The 22,701-nt window shown below is 40.4% G+C and carries 16 protein-coding genes; 5 read left to right on the top strand and 11 right to left on the bottom strand.

Annotated elements, in window-relative coordinates; translation table 11 throughout:
* The first annotated feature begins 622 nt into the window (after positions 1-622).
* Genes KO530_RS00205 through KO530_RS00195 form a run of 3 tightly spaced genes read left to right on the top strand, consistent with a single transcriptional unit; the run spans position 623 to position 5,090 of the window.
* The gene (locus KO530_RS00205; RefSeq protein ID WP_216046382.1) at positions 623-2,323 is read left to right on the top strand and encodes a hypothetical protein; all 1,701 of its coding nucleotides are present in this window, start codon (positions 623-625) and stop codon (positions 2,321-2,323) included.
* Entirely contained in the window at positions 2,320-4,008 is a 1,689-nt protein-coding gene (locus KO530_RS00200) for a zinc ribbon domain-containing protein (RefSeq protein WP_216046381.1), read from the top strand. The genes KO530_RS00205 and KO530_RS00200 overlap by 4 nt, the downstream gene beginning before the upstream one ends.
* On the top strand, positions 4,005-5,090 hold the full coding sequence (locus KO530_RS00195) for a hypothetical protein (RefSeq protein ID WP_216046380.1): 1,086 nt from the start codon (positions 4,005-4,007) through the stop codon (positions 5,088-5,090). Before KO530_RS00200 ends, KO530_RS00195 begins: the two co-directional genes overlap by 4 nt.
* Before the next feature lie 118 nt (positions 5,091-5,208).
* Here KO530_RS00195 and KO530_RS00190 read toward each other — a convergent pair whose 3' ends face one another.
* A complete protein-coding gene (locus KO530_RS00190; RefSeq protein WP_216046379.1) occupies positions 5,209-6,108 on the bottom strand; it encodes a TIGR01777 family oxidoreductase in 900 nt (299 codons plus the stop codon).
* A gap of 195 nt (positions 6,109-6,303) precedes the next feature.
* Here KO530_RS00190 and KO530_RS00185 point away from each other — a divergent pair, with 195 nt between their 5' ends.
* The gene (locus KO530_RS00185) at positions 6,304-6,813 is read left to right on the top strand and encodes a prepilin-type N-terminal cleavage/methylation domain-containing protein (RefSeq protein ID WP_216046378.1); all 510 of its coding nucleotides are present in this window, start codon (positions 6,304-6,306) and stop codon (positions 6,811-6,813) included.
* A gap of 447 nt (positions 6,814-7,260) precedes the next feature.
* Here KO530_RS00185 and KO530_RS00180 read toward each other — a convergent pair whose 3' ends face one another.
* The 3 genes from KO530_RS00180 to KO530_RS00170 form a co-directional block, all read right to left on the bottom strand.
* Positions 7,261-7,866, bottom strand: a complete 606-nt coding sequence (locus KO530_RS00180) for a cytochrome b (protein WP_216046377.1) — start codon at positions 7,864-7,866, stop codon at positions 7,261-7,263.
* A gap of 298 nt (positions 7,867-8,164) precedes the next feature.
* A complete protein-coding gene (locus tag KO530_RS00175) occupies positions 8,165-8,803 on the bottom strand; it encodes an NAD(P)H-dependent oxidoreductase (RefSeq protein ID WP_216046376.1) in 639 nt (212 codons plus the stop codon).
* Between the two features lie 195 nt (positions 8,804-8,998).
* On the bottom strand, positions 8,999-9,922 hold the full coding sequence (locus KO530_RS00170) for a hypothetical protein (RefSeq protein ID WP_216046375.1): 924 nt from the start codon (positions 9,920-9,922) through the stop codon (positions 8,999-9,001).
* 275 nt (positions 9,923-10,197) lie between these two features.
* On the opposite strand from KO530_RS00170, the gene KO530_RS00165 reads away from it, so the two are divergent.
* Positions 10,198-11,304 carry a DUF2891 domain-containing protein gene (locus KO530_RS00165; RefSeq protein WP_216046374.1) on the top strand — a complete coding sequence of 369 codons (1,107 nt, stop codon included), beginning with the start codon at positions 10,198-10,200 and terminating at the stop codon, positions 11,302-11,304.
* Positions 11,305-11,343: 39 nt separating this feature from the next.
* On the opposite strand, the gene KO530_RS00160 is transcribed toward KO530_RS00165, so the two are convergent.
* The 7 genes from KO530_RS00160 to KO530_RS00130 form a co-directional block, all read right to left on the bottom strand.
* Positions 11,344-11,724 carry a glutathione S-transferase N-terminal domain-containing protein gene (locus KO530_RS00160; protein ID WP_216046373.1) on the bottom strand — a complete coding sequence of 127 codons (381 nt, stop codon included), beginning with the start codon at positions 11,722-11,724 and terminating at the stop codon, positions 11,344-11,346.
* A gap of 280 nt (positions 11,725-12,004) precedes the next feature.
* The gene (locus KO530_RS00155) at positions 12,005-13,855 is read right to left on the bottom strand and encodes a hydantoinase B/oxoprolinase family protein (RefSeq protein ID WP_216046372.1); all 1,851 of its coding nucleotides are present in this window, start codon (positions 13,853-13,855) and stop codon (positions 12,005-12,007) included.
* Between the two features lie 12 nt (positions 13,856-13,867).
* Positions 13,868-15,940 carry a hydantoinase/oxoprolinase family protein gene (locus KO530_RS00150; RefSeq protein ID WP_216046371.1) on the bottom strand — a complete coding sequence of 691 codons (2,073 nt, stop codon included), beginning with the start codon at positions 15,938-15,940 and terminating at the stop codon, positions 13,868-13,870.
* 61 nt (positions 15,941-16,001) lie between these two features.
* The gene (locus KO530_RS00145; protein ID WP_216046370.1) at positions 16,002-16,901 is read right to left on the bottom strand and encodes a hydroxymethylglutaryl-CoA lyase; all 900 of its coding nucleotides are present in this window, start codon (positions 16,899-16,901) and stop codon (positions 16,002-16,004) included.
* Positions 16,894-18,108: a CaiB/BaiF CoA transferase family protein gene (locus KO530_RS00140; RefSeq protein WP_216046369.1), complete on the bottom strand. Its 1,215-nt coding sequence runs from the start codon at positions 18,106-18,108 to the stop codon at positions 16,894-16,896. The genes KO530_RS00145 and KO530_RS00140 overlap by 8 nt, the downstream gene beginning before the upstream one ends.
* An 84-nt stretch (positions 18,109-18,192) precedes the next feature.
* A complete protein-coding gene (locus KO530_RS00135) occupies positions 18,193-20,769 on the bottom strand; it encodes a TonB-dependent receptor (RefSeq protein ID WP_216046368.1) in 2,577 nt (858 codons plus the stop codon).
* The gene (locus KO530_RS00130; protein ID WP_252728674.1) at positions 20,762-22,636 is read right to left on the bottom strand and encodes a sigma 54-interacting transcriptional regulator; all 1,875 of its coding nucleotides are present in this window, start codon (positions 22,634-22,636) and stop codon (positions 20,762-20,764) included. The genes KO530_RS00135 and KO530_RS00130 overlap by 8 nt, the downstream gene beginning before the upstream one ends.
* Positions 22,637-22,701: the final 65 nt, after the last annotated feature.

Below are 22,701 nucleotides of genomic sequence, written 5' to 3'. Positions count from 1 at the left end.
TTTTACAACGACTTGGTTTGAATGAAAAATCCTGGCAATGTTTATTCTCAAGTTTTGAAACATCGTTTAGTGTGGCCGCAGGTCAAATCAATACCCTCAACAAATATAAACGCCGACGTCGACAGAAATACGGTTAGGATGAAGCTTTAAAGAGCTCAAAAAACCTAAATTTATGGCTTAAAGGTCCCCGCAGATGAAATGCGGTACGACGGCTGAATTTCAATCGGGTATAGCAGCGTAAAAACCAGTTTTTATCTATTTTTATCAAAAATTCTAATTTTCGCACCCATTAAATTGCTCCTAAGCGTTAATTAATCTCGTCAAATCGGTAGATGACTAGTAATGACTGTCTATTTATTTTTTTCTATTTATTTTGACTGTCTATTTATTTTATTTTTTGTTGATGACTGTTTATTTATTTTTTTGTCTATTTTTTTCGTATTTATTTTCCTGTCCGCTTTTTCCTTTATTTGAAGTCCTTTTGAAAAATTATGCCTGTCCAATTGTAAAAAGTTGACTTTGTGTTGAATGTTTGTCGCACAGTTATAAACATGTTAATTTTTAGATAATCTCTAAAAACTTTATTGCATGTTATATTCAAATGTAAACGGACTTGCGCAAAATGCCATCGAGTAATGAACACAACAAAAACACGAATATAGCGCTAGTCTTTCATACTTGCGTCGCACTGACCTATGTACTCACGTGTTTTTATAGCTACCCATTAGTTTTTGAATATATTTACCCCATCACTCACAGTGCATATTTTGCCTTATGCATCGCACTATTTTGCATATACAACATCTTTATTGATTTAACCGATTCAATACGAAATATTTCAACTGTTAATGACATCATCAATCAAGGACAGCTGTTGAACAAAGGTGCCTATAATGGGATGTTTCATCTTATTGGCTATCACCTTGGCACAATTGCAATACAGGCATTTATTCTGACCTATATTCTATTCATCACAATCCGAGCTGAGATTTCATTTTTACAGGGTTCACTGTTTTTCCTCTGTTCGTTGCTGTTATTTAGTCTGTATACATTCGGTTTAATTACCTTGATCAAATCCCTTTCTGCGAATTACAAATGGCTTACTTGGACGGCCCTAGTCGCGGTTGTAATCGCTTATTTTGTATCTCTTGAAATACTTGAATTTGTATTTGCTATCTCATCGCAAATTCAGCCGCGGCAATTTTTAATTGGCATATTCTCCGTTTTTTTGTGCTTGCTTTTAATAGCTTCAGGCATAACCATCGGCTTTTCGGGAATTTGGTATTTTGTTAACCGTTTTATCAAACACAATAGCGATGTGTTGCATATTTTACGAAGCAACAAACGCAACGAAAAAATTGTTAAAGGACAACACTTCTTGTTGCTTATGTTCAGTAACTCTACGTTTAACATTCACTTTTTGTTTATCCCCCTATACTTCTACTGCCTACTAACCTTCAATACCCAATCAACTCTAGTAATTCTTATCATCGCGTTAAATTTACCATTTTTGATTAAAACAGCTAGGTTATTAGAACCCCTTTCGAAAGAGTTTTTCTTTGTATTATTTAAAAGTGTCATCTCAACCTTGCTCGTTGTGACGTTTGCTTCTCATGTTATCTACTTATTAGCCTATATAGCCTACTTTGAATTGGGAAATTTACTCAATTCCCTCGGTTGGAATTTACAAGACGGTGTGTTTCCAAACTACTGGTTTTATTTTGTTCGACAACCTATTCAGTTGGACTTTTTGCTGGCTTACATTGAAGGTATAATTTACGCAATAGTATCTTCCACTATTATTGTATGGCTGTACGCAATTTTCATACGCAAAGAGCAATATCGCTTTTTATGGTTTTTGCTAACCGTTAGTATTTTTAGTTTGACTGTGTATTACGATAATTATGTAGGTCAAAGCAAAGTGGCGGCTTTAGTTCCTTGGACTTTACCACCGAAAGTATTCATCTTCTCTGCTCTACCATTTTTAGTGCATTTTATTATCAATGTTTTGGCTGGCCCTTACCGCGTTAACAGCACGTGCCATGCATGCAGTTATAAAGCTCCAAAACTTGCCAAATACTGTCCTAGTTGCGGTAGCTATTTACATATTTCTAAAACCATGGTTTTAGGTTTAGTCAAAGCATTTCACCAATCACCTTTATCATTAGAGTCGACTGAAACTGAAGGGGATGAAAAAAAGTTAGAGCATATTAGGTATCGACATGCGGGTCTCAGACAAATCATAGAGTGCCTAGGCTTGTTGAAGCAGGTTCGAAAGGCAGCGGTCGCACAAGATATGAAAGCAAGAGGACCAAAAAAGTGAACAAAGGGGCTATTAAATACCTTTGCATTTGGATGTTGAGCACTGGTTATTTGATGCTAGGTGTTATCTATTATGCAGTTATTGCAAAGCACCTAAATATCAGTACCGAATATTCGATTTTATTGTTAATTATCCCAGGTTTATTGGCATATATATATTATTTAACAACCACTGAAAAGACGTTTACAACTCACCAAAACTTAAAAGAAAGTACCTTTAATCATGCAACGATAACCCAAAGCAGTCAATTTTGGCGTGTTAGTTTTAACATAATGCTGATGCTGTCCGGAGTGTATTTTGTACTTTATTTAAACGCTAAAGGGATATGGCAACAAGGCATATCAATGCTGTTCGGGCTTTCGATTGCTTTGCTGTTGGTAAGAATAATAAACAAATTTGTATCATCAAAGCTAAACTCATTATCGTCGCTAATCGTATGCATTTTAGTATTACTACTGTTTTTGTTTATTATCCACAACATAGAAATGAGCTTTGCTAATTCCGACAGAAGTTTTCCTCAATTTTTACTAATCGTTTTATTCGGCCTATGCACCTTTCTTATTATCGTGTATTTAAGTGACTCTGCAGGTTTTGCTTTTAATAAAATATGGTTATTATTCAGACGCTTTTCCTATGAATATACATTAATAAAAAACGGTTCCAATGCTGAAAAAAACGCATTATATGATTTAAAACTTTACTTTTTATACATGCTTAATCAGCGTGTTTATATTGCAGTGCTTATTGCACCACTCTACTTTGCGCTTTCCGCTCATGTGGACATTAGACGAATTACAGTGATATGGCTAGTAGCGTCGTTTTTTCCAATATGTCTAAAGTGTAGTCGCTATGTGTCACAGTTAGCGAGTACCAAATACTTCTTAATACTCACAGTAACATTTCACTTCTTATTCTGGTCTTTAGTTATTTGGGCCGTATTTTTGCAATTATCTTTCTACTTATATTGTGTCATCACGCAATGGTATTGGGATTCTTCCTTTGCCAGTAACAATTTGATACCCAATTTTTTGCTAGCTTTCAACAATCCAATCACTAAAGATATTTTGTATGCTCAGTTAGAGGGAGTATTTTATGCTTTTATTTTGCTAATTCAAATAGTGTATTTTTTAGCCGCTATAAAAACTAAAAAGTTCAAGCGCGCTATCGCACAAATCGTAACTTTGACGTCATTCGCTTGCATAGTGGCATACAACCAATATGTCTCGCTAGAATTCTTTGATAGCAGTGAAAATTCCTTGTTTACACCGGCCATAATATTGCTAACTGTCATTCCCATTGTAATCGACTTAATATCTCAATCTATGCGGCAAATAAATGCTCAATATGAAATATGTCACCAATGTCAACAACCCAATAAAAGTATTTACAATTTTTGTCAGGTCTGCGGTGGAAGCCTGTTCGGTGCTAGAAACAAATTGGATCTCGATTGTCATTTTTTATTAAATAGACAGGTTGAACAGTTGAGTGAGCAAATTAAACAAAATAAATACAACCTTAAGCAAGCTTCAGAGCTATTACGAGAGAATATAAATGGAATGCAAACCTCCCTCAAAACAACACGAAATCAAATTACTTTAGACGAGATCTACAAATCCTATCTGGTTAAAATGCAAACATTAGTCAATAGCACAAATAGTGATATAGATAGCAGTAAAGCAGAATGAAAGTCAATTGTGAGAGTTGCCACAAAAACATCTTGATTGAGAAAGTATCAGGTTGTAATTGCGGTCCCCATCTTTGCCAGTCATGTCTCAATAAACACCAGGTCAACTGCGAAATTAAGCAATTTGATTTTAATATTACTGAGTTATTTGACGCACAAGTTGATGCAAGGTTTACCAAAGCTATTGAGCAACTCCCTAGTGTAGCCAAATTTACCAGTAAAATAAGTGCCGAGGTCTACAAGGGATTTGTGTTTTTACAACCTGATTGGCGCGTGTACGAATTTCACATCTCGCTAGCGCACTTTAAAGAGAGTTATTCACTCAAGTCGAATAAAAAAGAGAGTATTGATGCATTTATTAATTTTGAAATTGCTAATATTAATATGCTTAGTCCACCTTTCGTTAGCGATTTAAAATGCACGCGGCCTTTTTTTTCGCTCCCAGGTTTAAGTTGGCACCCCATAACCAACATAGAATCCACTAAACTAATCAATACATTTCGACATTTTCTAGGTGAAAAAAAATCTGAAGATGAAATTCGCTTTTTAAGCGCTCCGTTAAGTTTTTACCCTAAAGCTAGGTTGATTGCCTTCCATTCATCACACTTTGAAAACCCGCATAAGTGGCTATATTTTCTAGAGGCTAATCTCGAGAATGGCAATACCTATTATTATACTTTGAACGGCTTAAGCGCGCCTATCCATGACTGTAACGGCGTACATTCCATTCATTTAACTCAAGATAATGTATTAGAGTATTTGTGTTTTTTTTGTTTTTTCATTCAATCAGAAGGCCATTCTTTTTACATTATTGCTAGCAAAAACGCCCCTTCACTTCCCGATTTCATGTGGGCTAAAAATTACATCCATGATAATAAACAGCTTGGTCTTCTTTCAAAATTCAAACCATTAAAAATAATTGAATCAAAAGCTGACGCCTTCACCTGCGAAGCCACAATGTATCATGGGAATAATTTGTCTATTATCGAAGCTGAGGTTTCTGCAAACGGTAATGTATTTTTAAAAAACAGCAGCGTAATTAGTGAAGCCTTGCCATTTAAACTAGAAATCTCCCTAAGCTAGAAAGTGGTATATGGGCTCGAAAATATCACTTGTCACAACAGAGACGTTTAGTATTTAAAGCTGCATTGCGCGTTAGTAAGAACTATCTGCAAAAGCCAATAAACTGATTATGTATCAGTTAACCTCCATACAAATCTGAAAACGCTTGTTCAATATTAGGAAAGTTAAATTGAAAATCACTTTCCAACAACCTCATTGGGACAACTCGTTGCCCGTAGATTAACAAATCAGCCATTTCGCCCATTGCGAGTTTAAGTGCAAGCTTTGGAGTAAATAATATGCAAGGGCGATGCAATGCACTGGCGAATGCCTTTGAGAAGTGTTTGTTGGTAACGGGCTCAGGGGCAGTAAAATTGTAAATTCCTGTGCAGCCGGCATTATCAATTAGGTGCACTATGCCCCTTACCATATCGTCGATATGAATCCATGACATGTAATGGTCCCCTGCCCCTATTGGTCCACCTAAACCTAATTTGAATGGTAGCTGCATTTTTTCTAAAGCGCCGCCATCTCTAGCCAAAACAATACCTGTTCGCAGCACACATACCCGAGTTTCTTCAGTTTCAATGTCTAAGGCAAGTTTCTCCCAAGTAGCACACAAACTATGACTATATTCCTTATTGGGTTTATCAAAATTTTCGTCAATAATTTGTACGTCTTGACGACCATAAAAACCAATGGCTGATCCACTAATAAAGAATTTAGGAGGAGATTGACTTGCCACACACAATGACCCTAACTTTTTAGTCATTTCCCAGCGACTGTTTTCTAAAATCGTTTTTTGTTCGCAGCTCCAACGTTTATTTACAATAGGTTCGCCAGCTAAGTTAATCACGCCATCGAAGTCGTTCAAATTAGACAAGTGCTCTAAACTCGAAATATACGTTAGCCCACTTCCAAGTTTTTCTTCAGCAATCTTGGGATTTCTTGTTAATATCGTAAGCTGATTTTCAGCCTTGATATGTTTTACGAGCTTTGAACCTATCAGTCCGCTGCCACCTGTAATTAGCAAATTCATCTATTTTCCTTTATTCGTTTGTAAGCAAGTCCATTGGAAACGGATCAATTCTTCTCACCATGCTAGCAACCTACTTGATCCAAGTAGCAACGGCACACAGTTAAAACAAAAGTGAATAATCCAAAGTATAATAGATAGTCAATATTTGGTGGGTTAAAATACCCCCCATTGTTGTACTGGAAAGGTTAAGTTGTAGTGAAATTAGAAAAAGCTAAGGGGTTTACCCTAATAGAGTTGATTATTGTAATAGTAATTCTTGGAATTTTGTCAGTGGTTGCAGCTCCCAAATTTATCAATTTGAGTTCGGATGCGAACAAAGCTGTTTTAGAAGGTATGGCAGGAACAGCAAGCGGAGCGGTAAACTTGGTTTATGCTAAAGCAATAATCCAAGGTGTTGTTAACGACGCCGAGGGCAATGTTGATCTTGACGGTGACGGCGTGGACGATATTTCTACAGTTTATGGATTTCCAAGTGCAAACCGAACAACCGGCATTGCTAACGCACTTCAGTTAAATGATGAATGGGCTTATGGTGACACCTTTGGCGGTGGACAATTCTTCGTTTCCCCTTCAAGAATTGTTGGGTTCAGTGGGATTACTAATAATAACATCCCCCTTAGAAGCCCGAATTGTTACCTCACCTATATTCCACCAGCGGGCGCAAACGAACTCCCAACTTACGATTTTGTTACATCTGGATGTTAATAAACTCAATAATGAATTAGATGCTGGAACATTAAAGCTGTTACTTAAAAGCCTTCAATCTTCCAGCAAGATCGTCTAATCCTTGTTTAAAATTTAGGATTTAAAAAAAAAGCTTTCAAGGCAGTAAAGAAGATATTTAACTTATCGTCGGTTCTACCCAAGATTTACACTTATTTTTTAGTAAACAGTTAGACAAGTTAAGAGATACGCACCTATCTAAAGTGGCTACAGGTAGCAGTAATGCAGGCCAAACATGTGAGATAAGGTGGAATCGTTACTCGGTTAAATGTAAAGAGGCGAGACGGTTTCTGGCTGAAACTCAGCGAGAATTTGAACTTGGCTTTTGACAATAGACTTAGACACTATTTTACTCAAAAAGCAATAAACAGCCAGAATCAATTATTCTATTAAAAGCGATAAAATTAAGTGACTCTAACTCTTTTCATTTCAGCGGCCACCCGGCCACATTCGAAGTAAGATTTGATCCTTTTCAACCAAGTGGTGCCATAGGCTCGCAAAGACATGAATGACCAGAATCACGCCGCCTGCAACAAGCAAATAACGGTGGGTTTTTCCAAAAAAGGAGTAACCGAACATACTGTTTATGTCTTGGATAGGAAGAATAGGAGGAATTACCCCATCCGTTGTAAAGAACCATATATGTGTTACACCGTATTCAGCAGAATCCGCTAATACTGATAGCGCTGCCCATCCAGATAGCGGCAATAATAACAAAAGCGCATAAAGTAGTCCGTGTGTTAGTTTTGCTGAGCACTGTTTGAAACGACTAAAACCGGAAGGAAGCTGTGGAACAACCCCCATCAACCGCCAAGCTAATCTAAAAAAGACCAATAACAATAAAACAAAACCATTGGTATGATGAATTTGTGCGATGACGTCATGAAAAGAATTCACGTCTGGGTATTTCAAAGCAAACCCATAAGTTGCTGACATCAAAAAACCTGAAGCAACTTCAACAATGATTAGCAGCAACACTACCCAATGTAATGATTTTGAAACGCTCCCCCATGACGTTATTGTATTTTGTAACATGTTAAGCCTCTATAAAAATAAAATGAAATTCGCAATTATTGATTTGTTGCTCATTACGTGAAGTATTAAAAGGGCTTCATTGGTTTGACGTGCAACTTAAATTGCACTTGATATAACAACTTACCCGAGGTTATATCATCTTTTAAGAGAGAAAAAGTCTATCGTATTTTCGCCAACAGTTATCTTTTTCGTGAAAACGATTCGCGCTACGCGAACGACTTTCAGATAATCAAAAAAAATGCAGAATTATCTATTAAATAACTCTGCACTTTGTAGCACTTAAAAAAGTTTAAGGTAATTAGTCAATTTCAGTGACGAAATCCTGCTTAGGCCGACGAATTTTCTTCAGGTTTTTAAGCCAGTCGCCCTCTTCTGCACGATAACCCAAAGGCAATAATACTACCGAGCGCAATCCGCGTTCAGTCAAACCTAAAATTTCATCCACTTTTTCAGGTACAAAACCTTCCATAGGAGTACTATCAACTCCCTCTTCAGCGGCAGCAACTAAAGCTGTACCAAGACCGATATATGCTTGGCGAGCTGCGTGTTGAAAATTGATCTCTGGATCTCTTGGCGGATAAGTAGCCAAAATCATTTTACGGTAGTTTTCCCAGCCTTCATTGATAATGCCACGTTCTTCATTGACTAAATCGAACATATGATTAATGCGCTCTTCGGTATAATTGTCCCAGGCCGCAAATACTAAAAGGTGTGAACAGTCAGAGATTTGTGTCTGATTAAACGCGTGGGGTACAATTTGATCACGCAAATCTTGATTTTTTACGACAATGACTTCATAGGGTTGCAGACCACTTGAGGTAGCCGTTAAACGTATAGCTTCAAGAATCCGTTCTACTTTATCTTCGGCGACCGCTTTGCTTGCGTCCATCTTTTTTGTTGCATAGCGCCAATTTAACTTTTCTACCAAATTCGACATCGGTTACTCCATAATTATTCTACTTGCGAGTCCTAAAAGTGAGGCCGTTTTCGGTAATTTCAATCTATCAGAAGAGGAATTATAGAAGAGTAAAGGTTGAGGTTATTATTTTCTTTCGATTAGATGCTATAAACAAGTAAAAAGCCAACCTAATTAAGTTGGCATGAAAGTCATTTTTGAACAGAGTCTTTATAATCAGTTGGGCGAAAATGATAATGGCTGACTATCCGGCATTGGAACTAACAAATTTATTTCCCAATCAACCGTAAACATCAAATCACAACTGCTGTCCCATAGTGGATTTTCATCTTCGATAATAATCTCCCCCTCCAACGTACCTGAAGCTTTTTCCTGTTCACCACTTAAATAGTATGTGAGACCATTCCGATAACCCAAACTTCCTCTATCATTGTACCATCGGTCGAACTCAACAAAATAAAAGCGAATTTGCGGAGTCGTTGTTCTATGCGGGTTTTCAGGTTCAGTTACGGTAAACACTTGGCTTATTTGACTATCGGGAACTCGATAGGTTGGTATCGCGAAGATGAAATCATCGGACGGATGCCATTCCCACTCTTTTAAAAGCTCACCACCTTCGAACTGGCTGATGGTAAATTCATTAAACCCACCGCCGTCGCATTTATTTTTAAGACCTACAGTGAGTTGGTAATAATTGAGTCGATAACTCGGTTCAATTCTTATATCTGCCGCTGTGGAATCGAGCAGACCGTTGAAATCAATGGTTTTAACAACCACTACATAGTCCGTGGGCGCTGGCACCAAGAGCCCCTCAGCGTACATATGTTCCACATAGGTAACATCATATCTATGAAAAAACTCGTAAGTTCCTGCTTGCAAGCCATTATCTCCATCAAATGCAGAGATTTCGAAATGGCTAGCGTAACCTACGTTAAGACGACTTGTCTGTCCATCACCCCATTCAACTTCTATATGATGAGTTTGCCGATCAGTTACGATAACGGCTCTGCCGACAACACTATCTGATGTGACTGACAGATTCACAATCCTGTGTTTATTGCACTGCTTAGGTTTTAATTTAATTGCGGTTTGATTGAAAATATTGTTGGATACTAATTTATTTACGTCATCTGTAATCATAACTTTTCTGCTCCATGAATAAAAAGTAGTACGCACTTACGAAAATGAAAAAACCTCCTTGGTTTGAAGTAAGCCGACATCAGCATTGACTAAAGTTGCGTTTGCAATTTCTTGCAGCATTAAGTGTAGTCTAAGATAGGGAATAAATAGAGTTGGACGGCGCAACTTCCGCAAATAAGGTCAAAAAAACAATACAACGCTATCCCGTTGCAGAGAATACTCATAGCAGTTAGACTCAAGCTTCCTGCTACCATTTCAATTAATGAAAATTACCTATGAAAATCAAAGCGATATATTTTTTGTTTGGCATTTATTGCTGTGCTGCGGTAAGCGCACCGAGTACAAATACCATCGAGCCAAGCAAAGCCGAAGTTATTGACCGGTTTGCCGAACTTGCCCTCGAGTGTGTACATAAAGAATATCCTAATATCATCAAACATATGATGACCAGTGATGAAGATGTAAAGACACCCAAGCGACTTTATCCGGCATTTTATGGTTGTTTTGATTGGCATTCCTCAGTACATGGGCACTGGTTACTGACCCGTATTGCTAGCCAATACCCAGACTCAACTCATTACCAAAGTATAATGGCAAGCCTGAATCAAAGTTTCACCCAACAAAATTTAGCAGCAGAGTTGGCGTATTTCAATCGTGCGGATACGGGCACCAGTTTTGAGCGCCCCTATGGACTTGCTTGGTTTTTGCAGCTAACCACCGAATTGCGTGAATGGGATAATCCAAAAGCCAAACACTGGTTAAATATATTAACTCCTCTAGAAAACAAAATAGTGGCCAACGTAAGCGATTGGTTGCCTAAGCTCTCATTTCCTATCCGTGTTGGCGAGCATAGCCAAACTGCATTTGCGTTCGGGCTCATGTTGGACTGGAGCGCGACGGCCAAAAATAATGAGTTTAGTGAGTTATTGAAGGCGAACATTACCCGTTTATACATCAATGATGTCAATTGTCCCCTAGCGTATGAACCATCAGGACAAGATTTTCTCTCCCCATGCATTGCTGAGGCAGACTTAATGCGACGGGTGTTACCCACTGAGCAATATGCAAAATGGTTATCGACGTTTTTGCCCATCATCCCCAACAATGGCAATGCGAAATGGTTAGATGTAGCCACAGTGGTGGATAAAAGTGATGGCAAACTCGCTCACCTAGATGGTTTGAATTTAAGCAGAGCATGGATGTTAGAAGGTATAGCATCTGCTTTAAATGTTGATGATCCTCGCAGAGCGTCTATTCTAAATGCAGCAAAAGCCCATAAAAAATCAGGTATCGACTCAGTCATACACGACATGCATTACATGGGGAGTCACTGGCTAGGGAGTTTCGCGACTTACTTAGAAACCGAACGAGGAATACGTTAGAACAAGGCTTTCAATTTGTGAAAGCCTTAATCGTTAAGGTTAACTAACCGAACCAAAGCGTTGCTCTAAGTAACCAATAATATCGTTGCTTTCATACATCCAAGTATCTTTGCCGTCTTGTGAAATACGCAAACATGGCACTTTGGTTTTACCACCTTGTTGTTCAAGTTCAGTTCGAAATTCACTCCCTTTGCTGGCATTGCGCGTTTCCATGGGCAAATTCAAGCGATGCAATGCTCGGCGGGTTTTAATGCAAAAAGGACAAGCAAAAAACTGGTACAAAGCCATAGACTGAATTTCTTGTTCTACTTGTTGCTGAGCTTGCGCGCTGCGCTTTTGTTTTCGTGGTCGAGTGATGATGTCAACTAGGGCAATGATACAGCCCAGAAAATTGCGAACGAAATTGACTAAAAAAGACATAATATATTTACTACCCTTAAAAATGAGGCCGTATTATAAACCCATAACAACATAAATTCCGCTGTGAATTACGAACATTTTAATATTAGCTATGCTGTGATTTTTGGACGATAAATGAAGGTTAAAAGCGGTTATGCTTGTTAGCTTTGTTAACAATACAAAGTTAAATTTCACGTCAGTTGGAATCTAAAAAAATAAATGTGGTCGGTTAGTATTCCGACCACATTTAGGCAATTTCAGAGAACCCATAACTCGCTGTTATGGGTTAGTTTGAGTCTGCTTAAAACTCAGGGGTTTGTGGTGCAGGCAAGTTGGTTTCTTGCATACTACGAGCTTTAATATCGGCAATATCGCCACCGAAATCAAACAGATTCACATCGCCACGCTCTGCGGCCATTTTAGCGCGTAAATCAGCTGTAGCCTGAACATCAATGGTCAGATCATCACTAATTACAACACCATAAGCCAGAGCACCTTGTACTGTTGCCAGTGAACGCTTAATGTCATCTAACACTAACTGTGGTTCACGAAGAAGTGGGTCTCCCCAACCGCCGCCGCCCCATGTATTAAAGTAAAGGATATCGCCTTTTTTCACTTCAATACCTTCACATTTTGCTGGCAAGGTTTCTTCTGTACCATCAGCGCGTTTTAGTAACTTAGTCGAGCGCAAACCTGGCGCTCCGCCATTTACACCCCAAGGGTAGGTTAACCAACGATCATCATGAATTGCAATTTGGCCATCATTTAGGAAACGATAACCCACTGATAATCCATTACCACCGCGATGCAGACCTACACCACCTGAATCAGGTATGGTTTCGTATGCTTCTACCCGCAATGGGAAATACGCTTCAATGAACTCATTCGGCACGTTGGTAAAGCCTGGCCATAAAGAATGACCGTCAGGGCCATCACCGGCAGGGCGTCCAGGAATACCACCAAAACCAATTTGAAACAGTTGGAACCACTCGCCTTTATCATCGTAACCAGAATAAAATAAATGGGGAGAATCTGAAAAGCCCGCCGCATTCATCGCTTCAGGTGCACCCTGTCCTAACAAGCCGCCCATGACATCAAAAATTCTGCCCAATGCATGGGTTCTGCCCGACAATGCTGCCGGATAATTAGGTTTCAACAAGCTACCTTGAGGAATACGCACATCCACAAGATCGTAGAAACCATCGTTGAACAATATTTGCGGATCCACTAAGTTAATGGTGAATGAGCCGAAAAACATTTTGAACATATCTTCATTGAGATAGAAGTTAATCGAACTTTTTGCTTGCGGATCAGTACCGTCAAAATCAAATATAGCCTTGTCACCTTCACGCCACATTTTACAACGAATTTTATATGGTCCTTTACCCACGCCGTCATCACATAAATAATCTTCAAACACACGAGGTTCTTCAGGTACCAACATATTAATGATGGCAGACATAGCAGTATGGTTGCGCTCTAACATCACTTCCATAGTGGAATAAAACACGTCATCGCCAAAACGGTCGGCAATTTCAATCACTCGTTTTGATGCCGTGTTACAGGCAGCTACTAACGCGTTTAAATCAAATCGGTTCCATTGCGGGGTACGCACATTATGCAAAATAAGTTCAAGTATATCGGTTTGCAACACACCTTTTTTATACAGTTTTGTAGGTGGTATACGTATCCCTTCTTGGAAGATGGATTCGGCTTTAATTGGAATTGAACCCGGTACCATACCGCCGTTATCGGACATATGCCCAAACATGGCAGACCATGCTATGTGGCGTCCTTCACGGAAAATAGGCACAAGTACTAACCAATCAGGTAAGTGAGATACGGCAGCGTTACACATGTAAGGATCATTGGTGAGTAACACATCTCCTTCTTCCATTTGACCGGTGAAGGCTTCCATAAATCCATGGATAAATGAGCCAAACTGACCTACTACCATCTTGCCATCTCTATTAGCGATCATAGGGAAGCAATCACCTTGCTCGCGGATCCCTGGACTCATTGCCGTTCTAAATAAAACTGCATCCATTTCTTCGCGGGCATTTTTCAATGCATTTTCAATAATATCAACGGTAACCGTATCTGCTTCAACACGTTTAAGAGGAGCGCTATTGGTTTCAATAATTTTATTCATGATAAACTCCTACTACTTATTCTTGGTGTTAACAGGGTTAATTAACAAGTTACCAACTGAATCTACTGTGGCAACGTAACCAGGCAAAATCACGGTTGTCGAATCCATTTCACCTACAATGCAAGGTCCTGGCACTTTTAGGCCTACGCCCATCTTTGCACGTTCATAAATGGCCGCATCATGATATTGACCATCATGATAAATCTTAGTGTCTGCAATTTTGCAATCCACCAATGCTGTAGTACCTGTAATCTGCTTACTTTCAGGCAACGCCGTAGAAGAAGCCGAGACTATAGCTCTTACCATTACAATTTCATGGCCATCATCAAGAGCAAAGGTAAACAATTGAGTATGTTCTTCGTCAAAGCGGTCGATTAATAGATTCAAACCCTGAGCTTCGAAATCAGCTTTTGAACATTCAATAGATAATTGGAAAGCTTGACCGGTATAGCGCACATCAGCCTGCAACGTAACGTCTAACTCGTCTTTACTAATACCATCAGCAATCAGAGTTGATGCGGCTTTATCGGTTAACTCTTCAAATAGTTTTGTTAATGACGCCTTATCGGTATCTTTAATAAGCGTAACAAAGGTTTTTGACGCTTCATCTTTTACCACTGTAGTGGCATCACCGTAAGCACATAATACGCCTGGACCAGGAGGAATAATGGTTGGCCAAGAATCGGTTAGAATGCCCAATGCGTTAGCATGAAGGGGACCGGCACCACCAAAGCCAACTAGCGCGAAATCTCTTGGATCAAAACCTTGCTCGACCGAAACTAAACGTAACGCACCGAACATGGCTTCGTTGGCAATGCGGATGATACCTTCAGCGGCTTCTTCAACAGATATCTCCATTGCATCAGCCACTTTTTTAACCGCTGCAACAGCCGCGGACTTATCAATTGCCATTTTTCCACCAAGTTGCACGTCAGAAGGCAAATACCCCAGCACTACGTTGGCATCACACACTGTTGGCTCCACACCGCCTTTCATATAAGCAGCAGGGCCTGGTTTAGCACCGGCAGACTCTGGACCTACACGTAATGCTTTGGTTAATTCAGGAACAAAGGCTAAAGAGCCGCCCCCAGCACCAACCGTACGCACATCAACCGAAGGAGCTCTTACAACCACATCACCTACTCGTGTTTCCCGTCTAATTCGAGCTTTGGAGTTTTGAATTAGCGCGACATCCGTTGAAGTTCCGCCCATATCAAAGGTCAGAATGTTGTCGTAACCTGCTGCAGAGGCAAAGTGAATAGCACCTGAAACACCACCAGCGGGGCCACTCATCAATAGATTTACTGGGTTATCCGCAGCAGCATTAGCCGAGGCCAATCCACCATCTGAACGAAGAATCGATAAATGCAGATCTTCACCCATGGTTTTATGCAATGAAGCTTGCAAATTATCAACATATCGAGCCACTTCAGGTCTAACGTAAGAATTCACGACCGTGGTTTCTGTACGCTCATATTCTTGCATTTCTGGCACGATATCACTGGAAATACTAATAGGAACATCAGTAAACACGGTAGCGGCTATTTCTTTAGCGCGTTTTTCGTGGTCACCATTTACGTATGCGTTAATAAAACAAATGGTAAGCGCTTCAACTTCACCAGTAGCTTTTAGTTTACGTAAATCTTCAAGTAATGCATTTTCATCCAACTCAACAGAAGTTGAACCATCAGCATCCATCCGTTCATTTGCTTCAATAGTCAGCTCTAACGGTGCTAATAATGGTTTTTTAACAAAGCTTACCCAACCACCTAATCCGCCAGGACAAAAAGATCGAGCAACTTGCAATACCTGCTTGTATCCGCGGGTTGTGACTAGACCTACTTTGGCACCTTTACCGGTAAGAACGGCATTGGTTGCAACCGTAGTACCGTGCATAACACGGTTTATTTGTTTAGGATCAATACCGGATTCTTCACAAATTCGAGCGATACCGTTTAATACGCCAACTGATGAATCATGTGGTGTAGAGGGAACTTTCGCAGTGTGAGTTTCACCGTTGCTTTCGTTGATTAGCAAAAGGTCTGTAAAAGTACCTCCTACATCAACACCTAATCGATAACTCATAACGTTTTCCTTTTTCAAATTCTTGTTTTAAATATTTTTATTTAAGGTTTTATTATTATTTTTATGCAGGATGCTTTTTACGCAACCACGTCTTTGCATTACCGCCTTTGGCGGTTTCCGTTAACTCTACGGCTAGATCTGAAGCAGCTAATAAGGTTGGCATATCAATACCTGTCTCATAGCCCATTTGCTCACACATCATTACCACATCTTCTGTTGCCACATTACCACTGGCGCCGGGGGCGAATGGACAACCACCTAAACCAGCAATTGAAGCGTCAAATCTTCTTACGCCTGCGGTTAAAGCGGCGTATACATTAGCTAAGCCCATCGCGCGAGTATCATGAAAATGGCAAGCTATTTTGTCCTCACCAAACTTTTCAATAAGTGGCAGCATCAATTCAACAACGCCTTGAGGATCCGCTGCACCTATAGTGTCAGCAATAACCAAGCGCGACGCGCCCATATTGATTAACTTTTCAGCTAAGTCGATAACTTGCTCAACAGGAATAATGCCTTCAAAAGGACATTCCCAAGCAGTTGCTAAATAAACCTGTAATTCAACATCAGTGCCTTTACCTGCTTCGATAACTTGCTCAATCATGCTCAGAGTTTGCTGGTTATCCATACGAATATTTTTTTCGTTCATGGTGTTCGAAGCAGCCATTACTAAGGACGCCAATTTGATCTGATTTTTTTGCGCCAGCTCAAACCCTTTCATATTGGGAATTAGCGCAGAAAAGTGACAATCTGCTTTTGGCAGTTGTTGACAGATTTCATCGGTTCCAGCCATAGCTGGTACGGCTTTTGGCGATACAAACGCCCCCACTTCAACACCATCTAGGCGCGCATCTGTAAGAACCTGTATAAGTTGCAAGCGTTGTTGCGGAGTTAGCACCTTGGCTTGGTTTTGAATGCCATCACGAGGGCCAACATCGTTAATGTAGACTCGATTACTCATTACCAGCCCCTTTAATTGCACCACTTTGAACAAGTGAATCGATGCGTTCTTGAGACATATGCAGCAACTCTGTCAAAACCGACTGGGTATCTTGACCAAGAACAGGGGCAGGCGAAAAAGACTCCTCATCAGTACGTGAGAATTTGATAGGGTTACCCGGCCCTTTAGTACTTTTTCCATCAGGATGTTTTAACTCAACGACCATGTTGCGATGCAATACTTGCTCATCGCTTAATGCTTGCGACAAGTTATTCACTGGCGCACAAGGAATACGCTTGGCTTCCAACTGTTCAATCCAATAAGCCGAGGTATTTTGACTTAAAATCTCGTTTAATTTTGCATTGATGAAGTCTCTGTCTGCCCATCGACCTGGCTGTCCGTCATATTTGCTGTCGTCAAACTCAGGGCACTTAACCACTTCATTTAGGTTTTTCCAGAAATTGTCAGTGATCACTGCAATAACCACGAAACCATCAGAGGTTTGAAAGGTATTGTAAGGAACATGAACAAAATGCGAATTTCCAATTGGGTATGGGTTCTCACCAGATAAAAAGTGCATGGTGGCCATGTAATTAAGCATTGAAATTTGGCAATCCAGCATGGAAATATCCACATCTTGCCCTTTGCCGCTAGTTGCCCGTTCAATAATGGCTGATTGAATTCCCATTACCGCAAACATGCCACCGCCTAAGTCGCCAATGGGTATACCAGCTCTTACCGGGTTTGTCTGATCGGTGCCAGTGATTGACATACCGCCACCCATAGCTTGAGCAACTTGGTCAAAAGCAGGACGTTTAAATTTAGGGCCGCTGCTACCAAAGCCAGTAATGCTACAAGTGATAATGCGAGGATTAATTTTACTTAGTGTGTTGTAATCAATTCCCAGGCGGTCAGGAACGCCAGCGCCAAAGTTGTTCACCACAACATCTGACTCTTTCACTAATTCATAAAAGACTTGTTTGCCTTCTTCACTTTTCAAATCGATACAAATACTTTGTTTATTGCGATTTAATGTAATGTAGTAAGCCCCCATTCCATCTAACGAATTTTTCGGATCGCTGGCTAATAGCTTGCGAGTTCCTTCCCCTTGTAGAGGTTCGACCTTAATCGTTTCTGCACCTAAATCAGCCAATAACATAGCGCAATACGGCCCTGATAACATATGTGTTAGATCGATTACACGTATACCAGAAAGCGGCTTGTTCATTCTTTTCTCCAATTTATTTTTGTGTCCTGAAAGTAGACGAGTCACGGCACTGTAGGGTGCCATCACCCGTCACTTGAAATGTGCTTAAAAGTTATAAGCGAATTCAACGCCATACTCAGCAAGCGCTGAAGGGTGGATAAAAGATCCGCCAAATTCAGGTGCTGGAATGACTTCTTGTAAATATTCTTCGTCGGTGATGTTTTTGCCGTAAATCGCTAGTGTCCAGTTATCCGCTTCTAGAGCAATGCGCGCATTTACAGTGAAAAATGAATCACGTTTAGCATTATTGAAGTTTTGTGAATGAGGGCCCGGTGGAACACCGCCACCTAAGGTGCCGAAAAAGTCCCAAATTGTAGGCGTCTCTTCACCTTGTAAGGTGTGGAAATAGGTTTCACCCGTGTATTGATAATCCACTCGAGTGGTTACCCAAAACTCATCGTTGATAGGCTTCTCATAGCTAAAGCCTAATGTGTAGGTTGTATCAGGTGACTGCGGCGCTTTGTTGCCAACAGTGATTGGACGACTGCGGTTTTCTTTGATTTCTGAATCAAGTAAACCAAGCCCTGCAAACACTTTAAAGCTCTCGGTAATATCCGCGGTTACATCAAGTTCAAAACCTTGAATTTCAAGCTCATCAATAGTACTCACAGCACGCAACAAACCAAAAGGTCCGGCGAAAAACTCGAAAAACTGATTGTCTTCAACGTTGGTTTTGAACACCGCTGCATTCAAGCGAACCTTGTTATCCAGCAATTTAGATTTGATGCCCAACTCTATATTAGTGGTAACTTCTTTATCGTAATCATCCGTTACCAATAATTGTGCATCCACTGCATCACCAGGATTACCAGTACCTGAGCTGTTGAACCAAAAATCTAAAGTGGCTTGGGTACCCAGTGAATTAAAACCACCACTTCTGAAGCCGACCCCGTAACTGGCATACGAATTAACGTTATCGGATAATTCATAACTTAAAGTAACTTTGGGTTGGAATTGGGCAAATGAGCGACTGCGGTCTGGAATACCATCTGGGTTACCAGCAAGTCCAGGGTTAATTAGTCCAACTTCGCCATCAACAATAGTATTAATGTTAAGGCCAGACGCGGTCACATATGGCACGTTGTTAGATACTGTTCTGTCTTCATGGTCGTAACGCAAGGCAACAGATACTTCTAGTTTTTCGGAAACATCATATTCCACTTGACCAAACGCAGACAAGACCGATGTGTCATAAGTATCATCGAACAATAAATCGGTCGGATTAGGCCCAGATGCAGGCACATAGGATTGACGCAAGAACCCTTGGCCTTGATCAGCACCATAGGCGACCACTACATCACGGTCAATTTCAGCGAAATACAGACCGGCAATCCAGCGTAAATCAGCACTGTCGTCATCAGAGGTAACTCTTAACTCACCACTGAAATCGGATTGACTGCGTTCTTGATATTGGTATCCATCACACGAACTAGGTGTGTATGGTCCATACACGCCAGTGAATTCCACGCCGGGAGGAAAGATGCCGAAGGGTGCGAAAAATTCACCAAACAAATCGGTTCTATCAGCACCACCTAACGCAGTTGGCGTGTTATTCAGGGTGGCACGATCAGTTTGACACTGAGGTGTTAACTCATAGCCATAAAAGGAAGCGCTGGTGCCATCTGATAATAATGTTTCTTCAAGATCGTTATACGACAACACACCGGTAACATCGTAACCGTCTAAATCCCAATCAGCTTTAATCGAAAGTTCAGTGCTGTCTTGCTCGTTTTCACCTGGTACGTTGAAGGCAAAAATGAAGTCATGATCATTAACGTCGGCATTGTAGGCGGGCTGATTAAATGCCTCAACAAATGAAGGTAAAGCGAACACAGCATTAAAGTTAATAGCACCACCTTTAACACTAGAAACGCCGGCTCTCATATCAAGCGTAAGATCTTCACTCACATCCCACATTAAGCGCCCTTTAAGGGTGGTATCTTCTAGAAAATCTACCGAGTCTTCACCGGTGAAGATGTTCTCGTAATGGCCATCAATGGTATTATAACTGGCGGTAATTCGTCCTCTGACTGTTTCACTTAGACCACCGCTAATAATACCATTTATACGCTGGGCGCCAGCATTACCAACCGCCACTTTAACGCTACCTTCAAGCTCATCGCTAGGCAAAGTGGTGGTGACTAGAATCGCACCAGCAACCGCATTACGTCCATACAATGCCCCTTGTGGGCCTTTCAAAATTTCGATTTGGGCAATATCAAGCAGCTCTCCGTTAAAGCCGTTTGGATTGGTCATCAACACCCCATCTACCACGTAAGCAAAGGTTGATTCAGCATCTCGAGTGGAGACAATACCGCGGATATTAACCTGTGTGTCACCTACGTTTGCCGTGTCGACAATATTCACGTTGGGCACAAGCGAGATAAAATCACCGGGACGCTCGATCCCCGCAGTTTCGATATCTCTGGCGGATAATGCACTCACAGCGATAGGTACTTGTTGTAAGCTCTCTGGACGTTTTCGCGAGATACTGATTAACTCAATAGTCTCTTCTTCAGCTTGGCTATCTTGCGCAAGGGCACCACCGGCAAAAGTAGTTGAACTTGCTAACATTGATATCGCTATAGCATTACCTAACTTATTTCGGGTAAATCTAAGCATGTTGTGTTCCCTCTTGGTTATTTTTATTATTGCGTTTCAATCTTCGCCATAAGGTGGTTTGGCTAATTCCTAAGTACTGAGCAACCAGTTCCTTATTCCCGTTAAATTTCATCATTGCCTGGTTTAGCAATTCCTGCTCATTTTTTGCGATTGCGCCAGTTTGTTCGGTCCCACTTAGCTCAAATAGCTCGGGAGCTAGCTCAATCAATAATTGCGACACTCGCTTACTGGTCACATCTTGAAATGCTGAGCAATAAACTAATAAGCGCTCAACAATATTTTCCAGTTCTCGGATATTTCCTGGCCAATCATAAGTGGTAAAGATGGGCGTTAATTGCTGGGTTAAGCGCTGAATAACATCATCGCTCAAGCTACCAAAATTAAGAGTTGTCAGTTTATTTTTGGTGATATTTTCAATATCATCCCGACGTTCTTTTAAAGAGGGAACATTGATGCTTAAAACATTTAGGCGATAATATAAATCGTCTCTGAATAAGCCTTGTTTCACTTGTGTGGCCAAAGGTCGGTTGGTGGCAGCAATGACTTTGAGGTTAACTTTAAATTCTTTTTGAGAGCCAATGGGCCGATAGGTTTTTTCTTGAATAACGCGCAGTAATTTGGCTTGTTGAGGTAAGGTTAACTCACCCACCTCATCTAAAAATAACACGCCATTTTCCGCTTCATATAGCAAACCGTGTTTGCCGCCGCGCTTAGAACCGGTAAATGCGCCTTCCACGTAGCCAAAAAGCTCACCTTCAAACAACTCACTGGGCATTGCTGCGCAGTTAATTGCGACAAAACGTCCATCGGCAAACTGACTTTTCTGGTGAATACGCTTAGCTATCATTTCCTTACCAGTACCGGACTCTCCAATAATCAACACATGACTGGGAGAATTCGCATACAGGTCAGTTCGTTCAATCAAATCCGTCATCACTTTGGATTTGTAAATCAGCGGTTGCTCAAGGGATTGGTTTTTCTTAGGTGACAGTATTTGCGGTGTTTGGGCATAAAATTGGTAGATATCAAACTGACTATTGGTCATCATGATGGTGTCTTTATGAAACCACCAATCAGTTTCATTTAACCGACACTTACCGTCCGACACATCAGCAAATTGACTGCTATGCAACAAATCTGAAATCTCTTGTTTGTTATTCGAGTCAATTGCAAATTCTGTTTTTGCAATGGCATTGGACGTCAAAACATCAGTATAGTTATCCACCACTAAAATCGGGGTTTTGGAGTCTTCACTTAACCATTTATAAATAACTTTTGCATGCATTGAATCCCGTTGCTTGCGGCCAAGGATAACCGCCTCTTTCAAGACTGCACGACAGGATTCTTTAGAATAAATTAAGAATGACTTAATGTTGTCTAATAACGCCAAACCACATACCAAACTGGCACCCACCACCACATTATCGGAGGTTAAATGTGCCAATTGATACATTTGTTTAGCATCTTCAGCTGTTTCGTATTGATGACGAGTGATGTTTATTGAAGTGCTTGTGTTTAACAGGCTAACTAAACTGCTGTAGTCATCGTAGGTAATAAGATGGATATCTTTACTCACCTTTGATGCTTTTAAAACAGCACTAACGATATCTGACTCTGTCACGGGGATAGACAAGACAGGTACATCTAAGGTTGTTTTTAAGTAAGCCGAATTGCTGCCTGCACTTATAACTAAGTCAGGTTTGAAAACATGAATATGAGTGTTAGCTTCATGAATAGTGCCAATAATCGCATCTACGACTTTGCATTCGGCATGCTCTTCAAACTCTTCTAATACACTACTAACCAACTGGCTAAATTCTTTATGGCCAAAGATTAGAATGCGAATTTTTTGACTTTGCTTTATCAATTTGTTGCAACCTGAAAGTAAAAATTGTTAGCAAATTAACATAGCACGGTTCATGCCAAAAACAA

Source organism: Aliiglaciecola lipolytica, assembly GCF_018860635.1.
GTDB lineage: Bacteria > Pseudomonadota > Gammaproteobacteria > Enterobacterales > Alteromonadaceae > Aliiglaciecola > Aliiglaciecola lipolytica_A.
The sequence above is the reverse complement of the archived record's forward strand: the minus strand, read 5'-3'. Positions and strand labels throughout refer to the sequence as shown.

Coding starts and splice junctions, on each gene's coding strand:
- KO530_RS00170 (WP_216046375.1), bottom strand. CDS start 9,922: ATGATTACAGATGACGTAAATAAATTAGTATCCAACAATATTTTCAAT.
- KO530_RS00180 (WP_216046377.1), bottom strand. CDS start 7,866: ATGTTACAAAATACAATAACGTCATGGGGGAGCGTTTCAAAATCATTA.
- KO530_RS00195 (WP_216046380.1), top strand. CDS start 4,005: ATGAAAGTCAATTGTGAGAGTTGCCACAAAAACATCTTGATTGAGAAA.
- KO530_RS00165 (WP_216046374.1), top strand. CDS start 10,198: ATGAAAATCAAAGCGATATATTTTTTGTTTGGCATTTATTGCTGTGCT.
- KO530_RS00205 (WP_216046382.1), top strand. CDS start 623: ATGCCATCGAGTAATGAACACAACAAAAACACGAATATAGCGCTAGTC.
- KO530_RS00175 (WP_216046376.1), bottom strand. CDS start 8,803: ATGTCGAATTTGGTAGAAAAGTTAAATTGGCGCTATGCAACAAAAAAG.
- KO530_RS00190 (WP_216046379.1), bottom strand. CDS start 6,108: ATGAATTTGCTAATTACAGGTGGCAGCGGACTGATAGGTTCAAAGCTC.
- KO530_RS00155 (WP_216046372.1), bottom strand. CDS start 13,855: ATGAATAAAATTATTGAAACCAATAGCGCTCCTCTTAAACGTGTTGAA.
- KO530_RS00135 (WP_216046368.1), bottom strand. CDS start 20,769: ATGCTTAGATTTACCCGAAATAAGTTAGGTAATGCTATAGCGATATCA.
- KO530_RS00150 (WP_216046371.1), bottom strand. CDS start 15,940: ATGAGTTATCGATTAGGTGTTGATGTAGGAGGTACTTTTACAGACCTT.
- KO530_RS00160 (WP_216046373.1), bottom strand. CDS start 11,724: ATGTCTTTTTTAGTCAATTTCGTTCGCAATTTTCTGGGCTGTATCATT.
- KO530_RS00145 (WP_216046370.1), bottom strand. CDS start 16,901: ATGAGTAATCGAGTCTACATTAACGATGTTGGCCCTCGTGATGGCATT.
- KO530_RS00140 (WP_216046369.1), bottom strand. CDS start 18,108: ATGAACAAGCCGCTTTCTGGTATACGTGTAATCGATCTAACACATATG.